Genomic DNA, 17,279 nt, shown 5'->3' on the forward strand with positions numbered 1-17,279 from the left:
AATTCCACGCTGCCTGTGCCCTGGCGCATAAACCGTGCCGATCAATGCGCGGCACGGCAGAAAAATGCGCCTGCTCAGGCTGGATTGGCGGCCCATTGCTCCAGCCGCGTCACGCTTTCGCGATAGGGCTTGAGACTCTTGGCCAGCAGGATGATCGACATCAACACCGCCAGGGTGGTGACGATCAGCAGCGAGTAGCGCAGCGCGTTGTCGTCGGCGAAGACGAAATCGGTCACCAGTGCCACGGCGGTCGGACCAACGCCCAGGCCGATCAGGGTGATGACGAACAGATAGATGGCCGACGCCTGGCCGCGCATCGAGTTGGGCATGATTTCCTGGATCGCTGCCGGCGCCACGCCGAACGGCATGCTCAGGCAGAACACTGCAGGCGCCAGCAGCATGCTGGCCCAGAAGGCGGTGTCCATCAGCGGGAACAGCACCACCATCGGCAAGGCGCCCAGCGCAGCGTACAGGCCGACACGCATGTTGGCGTCGCTACGCCCACGCTTGGCCATCAGGTCCGCCAGGCGTCCGCCGAAGACGATGCCCAGGCAGCCGAAGACTGCGACGATGCAGCCGTAGACGATGCCGACTTGGCCGGCGTCCCAGCCATAAGTACGGATGTAGAAAGTCGGTATCCAGGCTGCACTGCCGTAACCGGCAAAAGCCAGCCCGGCGAAACCGAAGTTGTGCAGCAGCACGGTACGGCGATTGGCGCGAATGTAGCGCCCCACTTCGCTCAGCGGCACCGCCACGCCCGCCCCGGCACCGCGCCGGACAGGTTCCTTGATGGCCAGCATCAACAGGGTGAAAAACACACCCGCCACACCGAGAATCAGGAAAATCAACTGCCAGGGACGCACCTCGCCCAGCACCGGCAGGGTCACATCGCCCTGTGCCGAGGCGAACTGAATGACCAGGCCACCGACCAGAAAGGCCAGGCCCGAGCCGAGGTAGACGCCCATGGAATAGACGCTGATGGCCGTGGCCCGGCGCTCGGCGGGAAAGCTGTCGGCAATCAGCGAATAGGCCGCCGGCGACAGCGCCGCCTCGCCCACACCCACGCCGATGCGGCACAGCAGAAACTGCCAGTACATCTTGGCCATGCCGCAGGCGGCGGTAGCGGCGCTCCAGAACAGAATGCCGACGGCGATCAACCCGCGCCGACTACGAGTATCGGCCACTCGCCCCAGCGGAATGCCGCATACGGTGTAGAACAGGGCGAACGACAGGCCCATCAGCAGGCTCATCTGCGTATCGTTGATCGCCAGATCGCGACGGATGGGCTCGACCAGCAGATTGAGGATCTGCCGATCGACGAAGGACAGGACATACGCCACCATCAGGATGGCAACAGTGGCCCAGGCTCGGGCACTGGAGGGATAGCCGTTATTGTTGTTATGCACGGACGCTCTCCTCGGCACCGCAGAACGCGACGCGCGACGGTTGAAAGAAGCGCCAGCTTAGGACGATATAAACGGCGGTGAGTATCGCTCGAAGGTGTTATCAGGTCGGCGAATGCTTCATACCCGCCGAGGCGAATGGCTCGGTAGCAAAACTCAATAGTCGCTCAGAGCGTACTTCCCGTTAGTTAAGCGAATCTGTAGGAGCCGGCTTGCCGGCGATGCTGTTTGAGCGGATCGCCAGCAAGCCGGCTCCTACAGTTCTGTCTCTGACCGGCATTGGCCGCAGCGCTGTTTTACCTGAACAGGCGCTCAGATCATCAGTGGCGCCCGCTCGCACAGCACCTTCAACGCCGCCGCCCAGTCGGGATGATCGTTCAGGCAGGGCACCAGCTGCAGGCTCTCGCCACCGGCCTCAACGAACTGCTCGCGACCACGGTCGCCGATTTCCTCCAGGGTCTCGATGCAGTCGGCGACGAAGGCCGGACACATCACCAGCAACTTCTTCACGCCCTGCGCGGCCAGCTCGTCGAGACGGCTCTCGGTATAGGGCTCGATCCACTTGGCGCGGCCCAGACGCGACTGGAAGCTCACCGACCATTGCTCAGGGCGCAAGCCCATGCGCTGGGCGAACAGCTCGGCACTGCGCAGGCATTGCGCGCGGTAACAGTTGGCGAGCACCTCGGGCGAAGCGCTGCGGCAGCAATCTTCACCTTTCAGGCAATGACCGCTGGGGTCGAGCTTGTGCAGGTGGCGCTCCGGCAGGCCGTGAAAGCTCAGCAGCAGGTGGTCGAAATCCTGCTGCAGATAAGGCTTGGCGCTGGCCACCAGGGCGTCGAGGTATTCCGGCTGATCGTAGAACGGCGGCAGAGTGGACAGACGCATGTCCAGGCCGCGCTCGCGCACCACCCGCTTGACCTCTTCGATCACCGTGGTGGTGGTGCTGTCGGCGAATTGCGGATACAGCGGCGCCAGGGTCACTTCACGGATGCCCTGCGCAGCTAGACGCTGCAGGGTCGACTCGATGGAAGGCTCGCCATAACGCATGGCCAACTCCACCGGGCCCTGAGTCCAATGAGCCTTCATCGCTTCCTGCAAACGGCGACTGATCACCACCAGCGGCGAGCCATCGTCCCACCAGATCGAGGCATAGGCATGTGCCGATGCGGCAGGACGCTTGATCAGAATCAGCGACACCAGCAATCGACGCAGCGGCCAGGGCAGGTCGATCACGTAGGGATCCATCAGGAACTGATTGAGGTAACGGCGGACATCGGCTACTTCGGTGGACGCGGGCGAACCCAGGTTAACCAGCAACAATGCGTGATCGGTCATGCGAAATCCTAGTCATTGATGGCCCAGCAGATCCGCCAGGGCCACATCCAGATGGGTAAAACGAAAACTGAAACCCGCCTCCAGCAGGCGCGCCGGCACGGCACGCTGGCCGCCGAGCAGCAACTCGGACATCTCGCCGAGTGCAGCGCGCAGGACGAAGGCCGGCGCCGGGAAAATGGTCGGGCGGCTCAGCGCCTGGCCCAGCGCCTTGCTGAACTCGGCATTGCGCACGGGTAATGGCGCGCAGGCATTATAAGGACCGCGAGCGTCGCCCTGCTGCAAGAGAAAATCGATCAGGCCGATTTGATCGGCGATATGAATCCAGGGCATCCACTGCCGACCATCACCGATGCGCCCACCCAGGCCGAGCTTGAACGGTAGCAACAGGCGTTTGAGCATGCCGCCATCCGGGCTCAGCACCAGGCCGGTGCGCACCAGCACCACGCGAATCCCCAGGTCCTCGGCGCGTTGTGCAGTTTCTTCCCAGGCCCCACACAGCTGCGCGGCGAAATCATCGGTGACCTGCGGCGTACCTTCACTCAGCTCACGTTCACCGCCGTTGCCGTACCAACCCACTGCCGAGCCCGACAGCAGCACTGCGGGGCGCTGCTGGCGCCGTTGCAGCCAGGTCAGCAACTGCTCGGTCAGACCGATCCGGCTCGACCACAGCAGCGCCTTGCGCTTGCTGCTCCAGGGGCGGTCGGCAATGGGGGCACCGGCCAGATTGATCACCGCGTCCAACGGCTCTTCAGCCAGCTCCTCGAGCCGGGCAATGCCTCGAACATTGGCCCCACAGAGGCGCGCGACCTTGCTTGGCTCACGGCTCCAGACGGTCAGGTGGTGGCCCTGCTCGGCCCAGTGTGCGCAAAGCGCTCGCCCGATCAGACCGGTACCGCCGGTCAGCAGGATATGCATGGCATCGTCCTCGCATGGCAATGGAAGAAACTTCACCTTTAGTCTGGTTCATGACGCGCACACGTGCCTTTATTGATTGCCGTGTTTGTCCTAAACCTAAAGCAAGGGAGCGCCACTTTCGGCGACATCTATACATGAAAACACTCTTGTATAGCTTTTGTCCAAGCCTTAGCCTGTAAAGCATTCAGCGCTGACGAGGTAACCATGAACGCACCCATCGCCATCATCGGCACCGGCATCGCAGGGCTATCCGCCGCCCAGGCCCTGCACGCCGCTGGCCGGGATATCGAACTGTTCGACAAGAGCCGTGGCAGTGGCGGGCGCATGGCAAGCAAGCGCAGCGACGCCGGCAGCCTGGATCTTGGCGCGCAATATTTCACCGCACGTGACCGCCGCTTCGTCGAGGCGGTACAGCAATGGCAGGCCCGCGGCTGGGTCGCCGAATGGCAGCCGAGCCTGTACAACGCCCAGGACGGCCAGCTCAGTGCCTCGCCGGATGAGCAAGTGCGCTGGGTCGGCTGCCCACGCATGAGCGCCATCACCCGCGCCATGCTCGGCGCCCTGCCGGTTAAATTCAGCTGCCGCATTACCGAAGTGTTCCGTGGCGACCGCTACTGGAGCCTGCTCGATGCCGAAGGCAACAGCCACGGCCCTTACAGCCACGTCATCGTTGCCACCCCCGCCCCACAAGCCAGCGCCCTGCTGGCGGCCGCACCGAAATTGGCTGGCGCCGCAGCGAGCGTGATCATGGACCCGACCTGGGCGGTCGCACTGGGTTTCGACAGCCACCTGGATACTCGCGTCGAGGGCTGCTTCGTGCAGGACAGCCCGCTCGACTGGCTGGCGCGCAACCCGAGCAAACCTGGCCGCGACACCCATCTCGACACCTGGGTGCTGCACGCCAGCAGCGTCTGGAGCCGGCAGAATCTCGATCTGCCCAAGGAAGCGGTGATCGAACAGTTGCACGGCGCCTTCGCCGAGCTGATCGGCTGCGCCGTGCCGCCGCCGAGCTTCACCCTCGCCCATCGCTGGCTGTATGCACGCCCGGCACAGGCGCATCAGTGGGGGGCACTGGCCGATGCCGATCTGGGCCTGTATGCCTGTGGCGACTGGTGCCTGTCGGGGCGGGTCGAAGGCGCCTGGCTCAGCGGCCAGGATGCTGCGCGCCGTCTGCTCGAGCACCTGCAATGAGCCAACCCAACAACAGGCCTGAAAAACGCCGCCTCAACCCGCGCAAACTGCTGCTGTCGAAATGGACAGCCGCGCAGCCGCAGAACCGCGAGCGTCATTTCCTGGTGACCGAACTGATCCGCGACGAGCAAGACAACATCCTCGGCGTCGAGCTTCAGGCGGTCCTCACGCAACGCAGCCAGCAACTCGACTGGCGCCAGTTGCAGGACAGCGAACGCTGGCTGCAAGGCTGGCGCTGAGCCTCCCGTGATACCTGGCGGCAGCACCCTCGGCTGACGCCGCCGGCATGCACAGAAAACCAATACCAAACCTATACAAAGTATTTGACTTGTATAACTGCGCACCTATGATAGACACAAGTTGTACATGGATCACTTCATGTACAAGGTCTAATGAGGTCAGGTTATGCAAGCGAGCAAAGCCAAACTGGGCATCAGCGCCTGCCTGCTGGGCGCCGAAGTCCGCTACAACGGCGGCCACAAGCTGTCACGCCTGTGCAGCCGCAGCCTGACCGAACACTTCGATTTCATCCCGGTCTGTCCCGAAGTCGGCATCGGCATGTCGATCCCTCGGGAGCCGATTCGCCTGGTCGGCGATCCACAAGCGCCGCGCGCCGTCGGCACCGTCGACCGCTCGCGAGACGTCACCGATGCCCTGGCCGCTTATGGCGAACGCATGGCCACTGAACTGCAGGGCATCAGCGGCTACATCTTCATGCAGCAGTCACCGTCCTGCGGCCTGGAACGGGTCAAGGTGTATCAGGAAGGCGGACGCCCGAGCGAGCCGGGGCGCGGCATCTTCGCTGCTGCCTTCTGCGCTCGGCATCCGGATCTGCCGGTGGAAGAAGACGGCCGCCTCAATGATCCGGTGTTGCGCGAGAACTTCATCACCCGCGTCTATGCCCACGCCGAATGGCAGCGTCTGTTGCAGCAAGGCCTGACGCGTCGCGCGCTGATCGCCTTCCACTCGCGCTACAAGTACCTGCTGATGGCCACCGACCCGGTGCGCTACAAGACGCTCGGACGCATGCTAGGCGACCTGAGCCAGCACGATCTGGGTGAGCTGGCGCCGCGCTATTTCAGCGAGCTGATGAGCGCGCTGAAGAAATGCGCCACCCGTGGCACCCACAGCAACGTGCTGCAGCACCTGAGCGGCTACCTCAAACGCAGCCTGAGCCCTGAGGACAAGCAGGAGATGCAGCAACTGATCGGTCAATACCGCGAGGGCATCGTGCCGCTGGTGGTGCCGCTGACGCTGCTCAAGCACCACTTCCGTCGTCACCCGGATCGCTACATCGCCGAGCAAGCGTATCTGCAGCCGCACCCCGAGCCACTCAGCCTGCGCAATGCGCTGTGATGCCATGACCAGCGAAACCATCGCCGACGACGAAGTCGGCCACGACTACCGCCAGGCACTCGACGAGGGCTACCTACCGATTCGCGAGGTGGCCCGCAGCACCGGCATCAACGCTGTGACCCTGCGCGCCTGGGAGCGCCGCTACGGGCTGATCGTGCCCTACCGCACCCCCAAGGGACACCGCCTCTATTCACCGGCCAATCTCGCACGCATCAACGCCATTCTCGCCTGGCTAGCTCGCGGCGTTGCCGTCGGCCAGGTCAAGGCGCTGCTCGACCACGAGCAGGTGCCGCAAGCAACCCACACCGACAACTGGTCACGTCAGCGCAACGAGCTGCTCGGCTGCATCGTTCAGTTCAACGAGCGACGTCTGGATGATCGCTTCAACTCGGCACTGGCGCTCTACCCGGCCAGCACCCTGGTCGAACAACTGCTGTGGCCGCTGCTCGGTGATCTGCGCCAGCGCTGGCAGGGCCAGTTCGGCGCACGCGCCGAGCAGGTGTTCTTCCTCTCCTGGCTGCGCAGCAAGCTGGCCACGCGCATCTATCACTGCAATCGCCAGGTCGGCGGCGCGCCACTGCTGCTGATCAACCTCGGTGAAGCGCCAATGGAGCCGGGCCTGTGGCTGTGCGCCTGGCTGGCCAGCGCCAGCGATTGTCCGGTGGAGGTCTTCGATTGGCCGCTGCCGCCCAATGAACTGCTGACGGCGCTGGAGCACATCGCCCCGCGCGCCGTGCTGCTGTACGCCGAAGAAGCGCTGGACGGCGCCCTGGTACGCCGCCAGTTACCCCGTCTGGCCGAACAATGCCGGGTGCCGCTGCTGCTCGCCGGCCCCGCCGCTCACATTCACCGCGACTCGCTGACTGACCTGGAGTCGGCCAGCGACCCGCTCGCCGCGCACGCCTGGCTGCTGCGCCATGGCTTGCTCGGCACCCAAGAGGTAACCCCATGCAGCAACTGATGTGGTTTCGCAGCGACCTGCGCACCCAGGACAACACCGCCCTGAGCCGCGCCATGAGCAGCGGCGCGACCATCGCCCTGTATCTCGTCACGCCCGGCCAGTGGCAGCGCCATGACGATGCCGCGAGCAAGGTGGACTTCTGGCTGCGCAACCTGGCGGAGCTGAGCAAGGCCCTGGCGGCGCTCAATGTGCCGCTGCTGGTACGCCACTGCCACGACTGGAGCGAGGCGCCGGTGCAGGTCGCCGAGGTCTGCCATGAACACGACATCAGCGCCGTGCACGTCAACGAGGAGTACGGCGTCAACGAAAGCCTGCGCGATCAGCAGGTCTGCGCCTACCTCGGCCAGCAGGCCATCGCCTGGCACAGCCACCTCGATCAGCTGTTGTTCAAACCTGGCAGCGTACTGACCCGCTCCGGCGGCTACTTCCAGGTCTACAGCCAGTTCCGCAAGGTGTGCTACGAGCGCCTGCACACGGCCCTGCCGGCATTGATCACCCCACCGAAGGCGCAAACGCCGCTGGCCATCGACAGTGAGGCGATACCCGAAACCACAGAAGGTTTCGCCACACCCAGCGCCAGCCTGCGCCTGCTCTGGCCCGCCGGAGAGGAGGCTGCCCTGCAGCGCCTGCAGCGCTTTAGCGACGAGCAGGTCACCTACTACAAGGACGAACGCGACTTCCCCGCCAAGCCTGGCACCAGCCAGTTATCAGCCTACCTGGCGGCCGGCGTCGTATCGCCGCGCCAATGCCTACATGCCGCGCTCGCGGCCAATCAGGGCGAGTTCGACAGTGGCAACCCAGGCGTCGTCACCTGGATCAACGAGCTGCTCTGGCGTGAGTTCTACAAGCACACACTGGTCGGCTACCCACGGGTATCGCGCCACCGTGCCTTCCGCCTGGAAACCGAGGCGGTGCCATGGCGCCACGCCCCGGAAGACCTGGCCGCCTGGCAAGAGGGCCGCACCGGCCTGCCGATCATCGATGCGGCCATGCGCCAACTGCTGGAAACCGGCTGGATGCACAACCGCCTGCGCATGATCGTCGCCATGTTCCTGACCAAGAACCTGCTGATCGACTGGCGCGAGGGCGAGCGCTTCTTCATGCGTCACCTGATCGATGGCGACCTGGCGGCGAACAACGGCGGCTGGCAATGGAGCGCCTCCACTGGCACCGATGCAGCGCCGTACTTCCGCATTTTCAACCCGATCAGCCAGTCGCAGAAGTTCGACCCCGAAGGCCAGTTCATTCGCCAGTGGGTGCCAGAGCTGGCCGGGCTGAACAAGCGCGACATTCATGACCCATCCGCACTGGGCGGCTTGTTCGCGCCCGCCGGTTATCCACGCCCGATCGTCGATCTGTCACGCTCGCGTGAACGCGCGTTGGCGGCGTTCAAGAACCTGTCTGCGCGGGAGGTTCCGGCATGAGTGCATTTCTTCACGATTTCGCCGAGCGCTTCGCCGCGCTGAACAAGGACAACCTCGATCTGCTCGGCAAGCTGTACAGCGACGACGTGCTGTTTCGTGACCCGCTGCATGAGGTGCACGGCCTGACGGCGGTACGCCGCTATTTCGCCGAGCTGTACGCCAATGTGGAAGCGCTGCATTTCGAATTTCACGGCTTCGATCAGGTCGCCGAAGGGGAAGGCTACCTGCGCTGGACCATGCGCTATCGCCATCCGCGCCTGCGCGGCGGCGCCGAGATCGCCGTCGAAGGCTGCTCGCACCTGCTCTGGCGCGAGCGCGTCTATCAACACCGTGATTATTTCGATGCCGGCGCACTGCTCTACGAACATCTGCCGCTGCTCGGTAGCGTGATCGCCTGGCTGAAACGGAGGCTGGCATGAAACGTATCTGGCTCACTGGCGCCAGCAGCGGCATCGGCGCCGCACTGGCCGAAGAATTGCTCAAGGCCGGCCATCAGCTGGCGCTGAGCGCGCGTAGTAGTGGCCCACTGCAGGACTTCGCTGCTCACTATGGCGATCAGGTGCTGGTCGCCCCAGGTGATCTGACCGACGCCGAGCAGGTACACGCGATTGGCGAGCGCATCGCTCAACAATGGGGCGCGCTGGATTGCGTGATCCTCAACGCCGGCACCTGCGAATACGTCGATGTGCGCCAGTTCGAGGCGGCGATGATCGAACGCGTGGTCAGCGCCAACCTGTTTTCCGCCAGCCACTGCATCGAAGCCGCCCTGCCCCTGCTGCGCCAGGGCGAGCGCCCACACCTGGTCGGCGTTGGCAGCTCGGTGACCTTCATGCCGCTGCCGCGCGCCGAAGCCTATGGTGCCTCCAAGGCCGCCATGCGTTACCTGATGCAGACACTGCGTATCGACCTGGCCAGCGAGGGCATCGACGTCACCCTGGTCAGCCCCGGCTTCGTCGACACCCCGCTGACGCAGAAGAACGACTTCCCGATGCCCATGCGCTGGCCGGTCGAACGCGCCGCGCGATACATCGCCGAGCGTCTGGACAAGCGCCCGCACGAGATCGCCTTTCCCACTCTCTTCATCGCCGTGCTGAAACTGCTCGGCAGCCTGCCCAGCAGCCTGCAACTGGCCATAGGTCGCCGCCTGGCGCGCAACGAGGACAACGCATGAAAATCGCCATCGTCGGCAGCGGTATCGCCGGCCTGACCTGTGCCTACCTGCTCAATCGCCAGCACGACATTCAGGTGTTCGAGGCCAGCGACTGGATCGGTGGTCATACCCACACCGTCGACGTGCAGGTGGACGGTCGCAGCTACGCCATCGATACCGGTTTCATCGTCTTCAACGACTGGACCTACCCCAACTTCATCCGCCTGCTGGAGCAGATCGGCGTCGGCTTCAAGCCCACCGAGATGAGCTTCTCGGTCAGCGACCCGGCCACCGGCGTGGAGTACAACGGCCACGACCTCAATACCCTGTTCGCCCAACGCAGCAACCTGCTGTCGCCGGCGTTCTGGGGCATGCTGCGCGACATCCTGCGTTTCAATCGCCAGTCGCTGGACGACCTCGCCAACAACCGCATCAGCGCCGACACCACGCTCGGCCAGTACCTCGACAGCAACGGCTATGGCCGCCGCTTCATCGAGCATTACATTGTGCCGATGGGCTCGGCCATCTGGTCGATGTCGCTGGCCGACATGCTTGGTTTCCCGCTGCAGTTCTTCGTGCGCTTCTGCAAGAACCACGGCCTGCTCTCGGTCAGCGACCGGCCGACCTGGCAGGTGATCGAAGGCGGCTCGCGCAGCTATGTGGCGCCCTTGACCGAAAGCTTCGCCGAGCGCATTCGCCTCAATTGCCCGGTCAGCCGCGTCGTCCGTGATCAGGATGGCGTCACCCTGCACAGCGCGGCCGGAGCGGAGCGCTTCGACAAGGTGATCTTCGCCTGCCACAGCGACCAGGCCCTGGCCCTGCTCGATCAGGCCAGCGAGAAGGAAAGTGAAATTCTCGGCGCCCTGCCCTATGCCAACAACGACGTGGTGCTGCATACCGATACGCGCCTGCTGCCCAAGCGCAAGCTGGCCTGGGCCAGCTGGAACTATCGCCTGGGCGGACCAAGCGATCAGCCGGCGGCCGTGACCTACGACATGAACATCCTGCAGGGCATCGACAGCGATACCACCTTCTGCGTCAGCCTCAACCAGACGGCCGCCATCGACCCGAGCAAGATCCTCGCGCGCTTCCAGTACGCCCACCCGCAGTACAGCCTGGCCGGTACCGCCGCCCAGGCGCGCTGGGAAGAGCTGCTCGGCGCGCAGCACACCTACTATTGCGGCGCCTACTGGGCCAACGGTTTTCATGAAGATGGCGTGGTCAGCGCACTGCGCGTAGCGCGTGCCTTCGGAGAGACGCTCTGATGCACAGCGCCCTGTACAGCGGCTGGGTGCAGCATCGCCGCTTCGCCCCGCGCGCCCATGCCTTTCGCTATCGCATGGGTCTGCTGTACCTCGACCTGAGTGAGCAGGCGCAGCTGTTCGCCCTGTCAAAGCTGGCCGGTTCCGGCCGCTGGGCGCCATTCGCCTTTCGCGAGAGCGACTACCTACCCGAGTCCACCCGCCAGGGCGTGGCACTGCATGAGGCGGTGCGCGATCGCGTGGAGCAGGCACTGGGCACACGCCCGCAAGGTCGCATCTGCGTGCTGACGCAGCCGCGCAGCTGGGGCCTGGCCTTCAATCCAGTGAGCATCTTCTACTGCCATGACGCCGACCAGCGCCTGATGGCGATTCTCTGTGAAGTCAGCAATACGCCGTGGCGTGAGCGTTATCACTATGTGCTGCCGGCAGAGGGCGAAGGCCGCCATCAAGTCAGCGTCGATAAGGCCTTTCACGTCTCGCCCTTCCTGCCGCGCGAGCTGCAATACCGTATGAGTTTCAGCGCCGTGGGCGAACGCCTTGGCGTGCACATGGCCGACTGGCAAGGCGAAACCAAGATGTTCGATGCCAGCCTCAGCCTGCACCGCGAAGGCCTCAACCGCGCCAGCCTGCACCGCTACCTGCTGAGTTTCCCCTGGATGACCGGCAAGACCCTGGCCGCCATCTACTGGCAGGCGATGCGCCTGCTGTTCAAGCGCATCCCGATTTTCGACCACAAGCCCGCGGAAGGCAGCTTCCGTGTCGCCCGCCCGCAAGTGAAGGACATGCACCATGAAGAGCTCTAGCCTGAATCCCACCAGAAGTCTGGTACGCAGTGGCAACGGCATTGGCGCCGGTCTGTTGCGGCGCGCCGTGATACGCCAGTTGCAGAGCCTGCACCACGGCCTGCTGGTGATCCACGAGGCGGGCGACAGCCTGCACTTCGGTAACCCGCAGGCCAGCCTGCGCGCCGAAATCACGGTGCATGACCCTGCGGTCTGGGGCCTGGTGGCGGGTAACGGCTCGATCGGCTCGGGTGAGGCCTATATCCATGGCTACTGGAGCACGCCGGACCTGACGGCGGTGATCCGCATCTTCGTCGCCAACCTCGACGTGCTGGACGCCATGGAAGGCGGCCTGGCGCGCCTCGGCAGGCCGCTGATCCAGGGCCTGCACTGGCTCAATCGCAACACCCGCAAGGGCTCGCGCCGCAATATCGCCGCGCACTACGACCTGGGCAATGACCTGTTCGAACAATTCCTCGACCCTACCATGATGTATTCGGCAGCCATGTTCGCGAACGAGGACGACAGCCTGGAACAGGCGCAGCTCAACAAGCTCCAGCGCATCTGCCAGAAACTTGCACTGCAGCCTACGGACCACTTGCTGGAGATCGGTACCGGCTGGGGCAGCATGGCCATCTACGCCGCTACTCATTACGGCTGCCGGGTGACCACCACCACCTTGTCGCGCGAGCAGCACGCCCACACCGAGCGACGCATTCGCGAGCTGGGCCTGGAGGATCGCGTCACCCTGCTGCTGGAGGACTACCGCGACCTCGATGGCCAGTACGACAAGCTGGTCTCCATCGAGATGATCGAAGCCGTCGGCCATCGCTTCCTGCCCACCTATTTCGAGCAGTGCGCGCGCCTGCTCAAGCCCGACGGGCTGATGCTGCTGCAGGCCATCACCATCCGTGATCAACGCTACGAACAGGCCTGCAAGTCGGTGGACTTCATCCAGCGCTACATCTTCCCCGGCGGCGCCCTGCCCTCGGTGCAGAAGATGCTCGACGTGGTCACCCGGCATACCGACTTCAACCTGCATCACATGGAAGATTTCGGCCTGCACTACGCGCGTACCCTGCGCCTGTGGCACGACAACCTGCGTCACGCGCGGCAGCGCCTGGAGCAGTTGGGCTACGACGATTACTTCTATCGCCTGTGGGAGTTCTACCTCTGCTATTGCGAAGGCGGCTTCCTCGAACGCACCATTGGCACCGCGCAATTGCTGCTGGCCAAACCGGCCGCACGCCCTGCGCCTCTGTTAGGAAACTTCGATGCCTAAGCTGATCGCCAATGCCCTCCTGTTCCAACTCGGCTGGCTGGTCTGCGTCTTTGCTGGCGACAGCCCCTGGCTGCTGGTGGTGGCAGTGATCATTGGCGTGCACCTGCTGTGGGTCAGCAGTTGGGCGGCCGAAGGCAAACTGCTGCTCAGCGTGTTTCTTGCCGGCAGTGCACTGGACAGTTTTCTGCTCAACCTCGGCGTGTTCGATTTCGGCGAGGAGCGCCAGCTGATCCCCCTGTGGCTGGCCTTGCTCTGGCTGTTGCTGGCCAGCACGCTCAATCACTGTCTGGCCTGGACTGCCCAGCCCTGGTGGCGAGCCAGCCTGCTCGGCGCGGTTGCGGCACCGCTGTCCTACTACGGCGGCGCCAAGATTGCCGGCGTCGCGCTGCCACTGGGTACCTGGCCAACCCTGGCGATCTTCGCGCTGGTCTGGGCCGTGGTGATGCCGGTACTGCATGGCTTCGCCAAGCTCTATCGTGCGCAATACGAGCAGAGCCTGCGCAGCCGCCGCTCGGCCTAGCCGATAGCCTCCGTAGGAGCGGCGCCTCGCCGCGAACCGCTTCGGCTCTGGTTCGAAAAGCTTCGCCCCGGGGCGGGGCTCCTACAAAAAGCACAAATGCCCGCATGTGTAGGAGCGGCGCCCCGCCGCGAACCGCTTCGGCTCGGGTTCGAAAAGCTTCGCCCCGGGGCGGGGCTCCTACGAAAAGCGGCTTGCGGCCTGCTGAACTGACGGCACTGTCCGCTGCACCCTGTCAGCCCAAGCCCCGCGTATCCACTGCATGGCGTACACTGCCGCGCCATGAGCCAGACCATCCCCCATACCCAACTGCCAACCGAACCCGAGATCAGTTGCAGCACCTGCGCGGCTTGCTGCTGCCAGTTGGAAGTGATGCTATTCGGCGATAACGACGTGCCGCAGCATTTGATCGATACCGACCAGTGGGGCAGCGAAGTGATGCGTCGCCTGGACGACAACTGGTGCGCAGCGCTGGACCGCAACAGCATGCGCTGCACCATCTACGAGGTGCGCCCACTGATCTGCCGGGAGTTCGAGCTGGGTGCGGCCGAATGCCTGGAAGAGCGCCGGGGCATCGCTCAGGCCTATCGCTAGCGGAGCGCGCCGCGCAGGCCAGAGGCACAATGAAAAAGACCGGGGCTTGCCCGGTCTTTTTATTCAGAAGCTCATGCGGTAATGCACGGTGTAGGCTTCCGCGCCGTCATTGGGGTTCTTCAGGCCCGCGTTGGAATAGTGAATGGCACGCAGACCAATCTCCTGTCCCGCGAAACGCAGGCCGACGCCGATACGGTCTTCGAACTGAAACGACGAGCCCAGATCGTTGCTCTCCAGCTCGGTGCTGGAGAACGCCGCAACGCCGATGCCGGCTTCGATGTATGGACGCACGTTCTGCCCGGCGAACTCGTAAACGAATACCGGCGCGAAAGAAACGCTGTGGTTACTCGCCGTGTCGTCGCCATCCCAGTAGGTGTAACCGAGGTCCCAGTAACCAGTCAGACGTCCATAGCTGCTCTCCAGCCAGCTGTGGTTCCAGTCCCACTGCGCGCCCAAGCGATAAACCATGGTGGAGTCGCCACTCTGACCAATAGCCGCGGTTACGTCCGCAGCCTGCGCAGCACCCATGGTTCCAAACGTCAGGGCCGTAGCTGCGGCAAAGGCATATAACTTCTTCATGAGTCATTCCTTGTATAGCGGGAGGTTTTTATCAGGCTCGTTACAAAAATATAGAAGTATTCGATATCAGAGAAAGCCCAAACCGAAAAAAATTCACTATATCGAAAGCACTTCGGCCGTTTCACTCAACAAAATCGGCAATACTCGGCAAAGTTGCGCAGTGTTTCCGCTGCTCCAGTAGCGAGTGGCCCGAGTGGGCGCAGTTGCCAGCATGTCGTGCTGAGTGAGCAAACGCTGCAGCTGCCGCGCCACTGCCGCGCCGGTATCGATGAGGGTCACCGAAGGTGGCACCAGCTCGACCAGCAGCGGACGCAGGAAGGGATAGTGGGTGCAGCCGAGAATCAGCGTGTCACAGCCCTCGGCCAACAGCGGCGCCACATAACCTTGCAGCAGTTCGCGCGTGGCCGGTGCCTGCAGCTCGCCGGCCTCGATGCATTCCACCAACCCCGGACAGGGCTGGGTGATCACCCGCACATCATTGGCGAAGCGATCGAGCAGTGCAGCGAACCTGGCGCTCTTGAGCGTACCGGTGGTTGCCAGCACACCGACCACGCCACTGCGGGTCGCCGCCGCCGCCGGTTTTACCGCCGGCTCCATGCCGACGATGGGCACGTGCGGATAGCGCTCGCGCAACTCGGCACCAGCCGCAGCCGTCGCCGTGTTGCAGGCTAGCACCAGGGCCTTGGCACCCTGCGCCAGCAAGTGTTCGGTGATCAGCACGCAGCGTTCGCGAATGTATTCCGGGCTTTTTTCGCCATAAGGCACATGACCGCTGTCGGCGACGTAAAGCAGCGACTCGTTGGGCAGCAGTTGGCGAATCTCACGCAGCACCGACAGGCCGCCGACGCCGGAATCGAACACGCCAATCGGCGCCTGCGACTGACTCATTTCAAATCATCCCCACGGCTACGCAGCCTATCGTTAGCGCCCACCGCACACCTCGCAAACCGGATCACGCTTGACCCGCAACTCGCGAAAACGCGTACCCAGCGCGTCGATCAGCAGCAGACGGCCTACCAGCGGCTCACCGAAACCGGCCAGCAGCTTGAGCGCCTCCAGTGCCTGCAGGCTACCGACCAGCCCCACCAGCGGGCCGACCACGCCGGCCTCGCTGCAGGTCAGCTCGGCCTCGCTGCCGTGGCCATACAGGCAGTGATAGCAAGGGCTGGCGGCGTTGCGCGGATCGAACACCGAGAGCTGGCCTTCCAGGCGGATCGCCGCCCCGGAGACCAGCGGCTTGCCCGCCGCGACGCAGGCAGCATTGACCGCCTCGCGGGTGGAGAAATTGTCCGAGCAGTCCAGCACCAGGTCGACGGAGCTCACGGCGGCGGCCAGCGAGTCGACGTCCAACGCCTGCCGATGCGGCACCAGTGTGATCTGCGGATTGATCGCCCCCAGCCGCGCCATGGCCGAATCCACCTTAGCCTGACCGATGCTGGCGGTGTCGTGGGCGATCTGCCGCTGCAGGTTGGTCAGGTCCACCGTATCGAAGTCCGCCAGGTGCAACTCACCGACGCCAGCGGCCGCCAGATACAGCGCCACCGGCGAGCCCAGCCCGCCCATACCGACGATCAATACACGGCCCTGTTTGAGGCGCAGTTGGCCTTGCACATCGATCTGTTTCAGCAGGATCTGCCGGCTGTAACGCAGCAGCTCATCATCGCTCAGCATCTGATCACTCACGGTCGAAACGTCCCAAACTGATGCGCTCATGACCACCCAGGTCACGCCGACTATTGACCTCGACGAAGCCGCCCTCGCTGAGCAAGCTGCGCACGGCCTCGGCCTGATCGAAGCCATGCTCCAGCAGCAGCCAGCCACCGGACAGCAGGTGCTGCGGCGCGGCCTGGATGATCACACGAATATCGTCCAGCCCGTCGCTGCCGGCGATCAGAGCGCTGCTCGGTTCGAAACGCACATCACCCTGTTCGAGATGCTGGTCGTCAGCGCGGATATAGGGTGGGTTGCTCAGGATCAGGCCATAACGCTGTCCGCTCAGTGCAGAGAACCAGTGGCTATGCAAGAACGCTGCGTTACCAAGTTGCAGGCGCTGACGGTTGCGCTCAGCCAGGGCCACGGCGTCCTCGACGCGATCCACGCCGGTCACCTGCCAGGCCGGACGCTCGCTGGCCAGGGCCAGGGCGATGGCGCCGGTGCCGGTGCCCAGATCGAGTACAGCCAGCGGCGTGGCCGGCAGCAGTTCGAGCGCGGTTTCCACCAGCAGTTCGGTGTCCGGACGTGGAATCAGGGTATGTGGCGCCACTTCCAGATCGAGGCTCCAGAAGCCCTGATGACCGAGGATATAAGCGACTGGCTCGCCCTGACGACGGCGTTGCAGGTGGTTCTGAAACAGGGCCAGTTGCTCGTCATCCAGCTCGCGCTCCGGCCAGGTACGCAGGTAACTGCGCGGCTTGTTCAGCGCGGCCGCCAACAGCAGCTCGGCGTCCAGCCGCGGCGTGGGCGAGTCGGGCAGGTCGGCGCTGTTAAGCAGGGATTCAATGGTGGCCATGTCGTTCTCGTAGCGGCGC

19 protein-coding genes are annotated in these 17,279 nt (G+C 64.0%); 12 read left to right on the top strand and 7 right to left on the bottom strand.

Features of this window, described 5'->3' with window-relative positions:
• Positions 1–74: 74 nt before the first annotated feature.
• The 3 genes from BLS08_RS09565 to BLS08_RS09575 all read right to left on the bottom strand — a co-directional run bounded on the left by BLS08_RS09565 (position 75) and on the right by BLS08_RS09575 (position 3,653).
• Positions 75–1,406, bottom strand: coding sequence for a spinster family MFS transporter (locus BLS08_RS09565; protein ID WP_059390591.1), 1,332 nt, complete (start codon positions 1,404–1,406; stop codon positions 75–77).
• 309 nt (positions 1,407–1,715) lie between these two features.
• A complete protein-coding gene (gene hemH / locus BLS08_RS09570) occupies positions 1,716–2,738 on the bottom strand; it encodes a ferrochelatase (protein ID WP_064494128.1) in 1,023 nt (340 codons plus the stop codon).
• Between the two features lie 12 nt (positions 2,739–2,750).
• On the bottom strand, positions 2,751–3,653 hold the full coding sequence (locus tag BLS08_RS09575) for a TIGR01777 family oxidoreductase (protein WP_017678126.1): 903 nt from the start codon (positions 3,651–3,653) through the stop codon (positions 2,751–2,753).
• Positions 3,654–3,857: 204 nt separating this feature from the next.
• Between BLS08_RS09575 and BLS08_RS09580 the strand changes: the two genes are divergently transcribed.
• From BLS08_RS09580 to BLS08_RS09635, 12 genes are all read left to right on the top strand, one after another.
• Positions 3,858–4,844, top strand: coding sequence for an NAD(P)/FAD-dependent oxidoreductase (locus BLS08_RS09580; protein WP_017678127.1), 987 nt, complete (start codon positions 3,858–3,860; stop codon positions 4,842–4,844).
• Positions 4,841–5,083: a TIGR02450 family Trp-rich protein gene (locus BLS08_RS09585; RefSeq protein ID WP_003459532.1), complete on the top strand. Its 243-nt coding sequence runs from the start codon at positions 4,841–4,843 to the stop codon at positions 5,081–5,083. Before BLS08_RS09580 ends, BLS08_RS09585 begins: the two co-directional genes overlap by 4 nt.
• A gap of 166 nt (positions 5,084–5,249) precedes the next feature.
• Positions 5,250–6,200 carry a YbgA family protein gene (locus BLS08_RS09590; RefSeq protein ID WP_017678128.1) on the top strand — a complete coding sequence of 317 codons (951 nt, stop codon included), beginning with the start codon at positions 5,250–5,252 and terminating at the stop codon, positions 6,198–6,200.
• Positions 6,201–6,204: 4 nt separating this feature from the next.
• Positions 6,205–7,161, top strand: a complete 957-nt coding sequence (locus BLS08_RS09595; protein WP_017678129.1) for a MerR family transcriptional regulator — start codon at positions 6,205–6,207, stop codon at positions 7,159–7,161.
• A complete protein-coding gene (phrB, locus tag BLS08_RS09600) occupies positions 7,149–8,585 on the top strand; it encodes a deoxyribodipyrimidine photo-lyase (RefSeq protein WP_017678130.1) in 1,437 nt (478 codons plus the stop codon). The genes BLS08_RS09595 and phrB overlap by 13 nt, the downstream gene beginning before the upstream one ends.
• Positions 8,582–9,004, top strand: a complete 423-nt coding sequence (locus tag BLS08_RS09605; protein WP_017678131.1) for a nuclear transport factor 2 family protein — start codon at positions 8,582–8,584, stop codon at positions 9,002–9,004. Before phrB ends, BLS08_RS09605 begins: the two co-directional genes overlap by 4 nt.
• Positions 9,001–9,756, top strand: a complete 756-nt coding sequence (locus tag BLS08_RS09610; RefSeq protein ID WP_017678132.1) for an SDR family NAD(P)-dependent oxidoreductase — start codon at positions 9,001–9,003, stop codon at positions 9,754–9,756. Before BLS08_RS09605 ends, BLS08_RS09610 begins: the two co-directional genes overlap by 4 nt.
• Positions 9,753–11,000, top strand: coding sequence for an NAD(P)/FAD-dependent oxidoreductase (locus BLS08_RS09615; protein WP_017678133.1), 1,248 nt, complete (start codon positions 9,753–9,755; stop codon positions 10,998–11,000). Before BLS08_RS09610 ends, BLS08_RS09615 begins: the two co-directional genes overlap by 4 nt.
• Positions 11,000–11,800, top strand: coding sequence for a DUF1365 domain-containing protein (locus BLS08_RS09620; RefSeq protein ID WP_017678134.1), 801 nt, complete (start codon positions 11,000–11,002; stop codon positions 11,798–11,800). Before BLS08_RS09615 ends, BLS08_RS09620 begins: the two co-directional genes overlap by 1 nt.
• A complete protein-coding gene (locus BLS08_RS09625; protein ID WP_017678135.1) occupies positions 11,787–13,061 on the top strand; it encodes an SAM-dependent methyltransferase in 1,275 nt (424 codons plus the stop codon). The genes BLS08_RS09620 and BLS08_RS09625 overlap by 14 nt, the downstream gene beginning before the upstream one ends.
• Positions 13,054–13,581, top strand: coding sequence for a DUF2878 domain-containing protein (locus tag BLS08_RS09630; protein ID WP_017678136.1), 528 nt, complete (start codon positions 13,054–13,056; stop codon positions 13,579–13,581). Before BLS08_RS09625 ends, BLS08_RS09630 begins: the two co-directional genes overlap by 8 nt.
• A gap of 279 nt (positions 13,582–13,860) precedes the next feature.
• Entirely contained in the window at positions 13,861–14,172 is a 312-nt protein-coding gene (locus BLS08_RS09635) for a YkgJ family cysteine cluster protein (protein ID WP_003459516.1), read from the top strand.
• A gap of 63 nt (positions 14,173–14,235) precedes the next feature.
• Here BLS08_RS09635 and BLS08_RS09640 read toward each other — a convergent pair whose 3' ends face one another.
• The 4 genes from BLS08_RS09640 to prmC form a co-directional block, all read right to left on the bottom strand.
• A complete protein-coding gene (locus BLS08_RS09640; protein ID WP_017678138.1) occupies positions 14,236–14,751 on the bottom strand; it encodes an acyloxyacyl hydrolase in 516 nt (171 codons plus the stop codon).
• A gap of 96 nt (positions 14,752–14,847) precedes the next feature.
• Positions 14,848–15,639 carry a glutamate racemase gene (gene murI, locus BLS08_RS09645; RefSeq protein ID WP_090336420.1) on the bottom strand — a complete coding sequence of 264 codons (792 nt, stop codon included), beginning with the start codon at positions 15,637–15,639 and terminating at the stop codon, positions 14,848–14,850.
• Between the two features lie 33 nt (positions 15,640–15,672).
• Positions 15,673–16,422 (bottom strand): molybdopterin-synthase adenylyltransferase MoeB, encoded by a 750-nt coding sequence (locus tag BLS08_RS09650; protein WP_090336450.1) that lies wholly within the window; start codon positions 16,420–16,422, stop codon positions 15,673–15,675.
• 4 nt (positions 16,423–16,426) lie between these two features.
• Entirely contained in the window at positions 16,427–17,260 is an 834-nt protein-coding gene (gene prmC, locus BLS08_RS09655) for a peptide chain release factor N(5)-glutamine methyltransferase (protein WP_090336421.1), read from the bottom strand.
• Positions 17,261–17,279 lie beyond the last annotated feature (19 nt).

Source organism: Ectopseudomonas chengduensis (assembly GCF_900102635.1).
GTDB classification, from domain to species: domain Bacteria; phylum Pseudomonadota; class Gammaproteobacteria; order Pseudomonadales; family Pseudomonadaceae; genus Aquipseudomonas; species Aquipseudomonas chengduensis.

Coding starts and splice junctions, on each gene's coding strand:
- hemH (WP_064494128.1), bottom strand. CDS start 2,738: ATGACCGATCACGCATTGTTGCTGGTTAACCTGGGTTCGCCCGCGTCC.
- BLS08_RS09575 (WP_017678126.1), bottom strand. CDS start 3,653: ATGCATATCCTGCTGACCGGCGGTACCGGTCTGATCGGGCGAGCGCTT.
- BLS08_RS09580 (WP_017678127.1), top strand. CDS start 3,858: ATGAACGCACCCATCGCCATCATCGGCACCGGCATCGCAGGGCTATCC.
- BLS08_RS09585 (WP_003459532.1), top strand. CDS start 4,841: ATGAGCCAACCCAACAACAGGCCTGAAAAACGCCGCCTCAACCCGCGC.
- BLS08_RS09590 (WP_017678128.1), top strand. CDS start 5,250: ATGCAAGCGAGCAAAGCCAAACTGGGCATCAGCGCCTGCCTGCTGGGC.
- BLS08_RS09595 (WP_017678129.1), top strand. CDS start 6,205: ATGACCAGCGAAACCATCGCCGACGACGAAGTCGGCCACGACTACCGC.
- phrB (WP_017678130.1), top strand. CDS start 7,149: ATGCAGCAACTGATGTGGTTTCGCAGCGACCTGCGCACCCAGGACAAC.
- BLS08_RS09605 (WP_017678131.1), top strand. CDS start 8,582: ATGAGTGCATTTCTTCACGATTTCGCCGAGCGCTTCGCCGCGCTGAAC.
- BLS08_RS09610 (WP_017678132.1), top strand. CDS start 9,001: ATGAAACGTATCTGGCTCACTGGCGCCAGCAGCGGCATCGGCGCCGCA.
- BLS08_RS09615 (WP_017678133.1), top strand. CDS start 9,753: ATGAAAATCGCCATCGTCGGCAGCGGTATCGCCGGCCTGACCTGTGCC.
- BLS08_RS09620 (WP_017678134.1), top strand. CDS start 11,000: ATGCACAGCGCCCTGTACAGCGGCTGGGTGCAGCATCGCCGCTTCGCC.
- BLS08_RS09625 (WP_017678135.1), top strand. CDS start 11,787: ATGAAGAGCTCTAGCCTGAATCCCACCAGAAGTCTGGTACGCAGTGGC.
- BLS08_RS09630 (WP_017678136.1), top strand. CDS start 13,054: ATGCCTAAGCTGATCGCCAATGCCCTCCTGTTCCAACTCGGCTGGCTG.
- BLS08_RS09635 (WP_003459516.1), top strand. CDS start 13,861: ATGAGCCAGACCATCCCCCATACCCAACTGCCAACCGAACCCGAGATC.
- BLS08_RS09640 (WP_017678138.1), bottom strand. CDS start 14,751: ATGAAGAAGTTATATGCCTTTGCCGCAGCTACGGCCCTGACGTTTGGA.
- murI (WP_090336420.1), bottom strand. CDS start 15,639: ATGAGTCAGTCGCAGGCGCCGATTGGCGTGTTCGATTCCGGCGTCGGC.
- BLS08_RS09650 (WP_090336450.1), bottom strand. CDS start 16,422: ATGCTGAGCGATGATGAGCTGCTGCGTTACAGCCGGCAGATCCTGCTG.
- prmC (WP_090336421.1), bottom strand. CDS start 17,260: ATGGCCACCATTGAATCCCTGCTTAACAGCGCCGACCTGCCCGACTCG.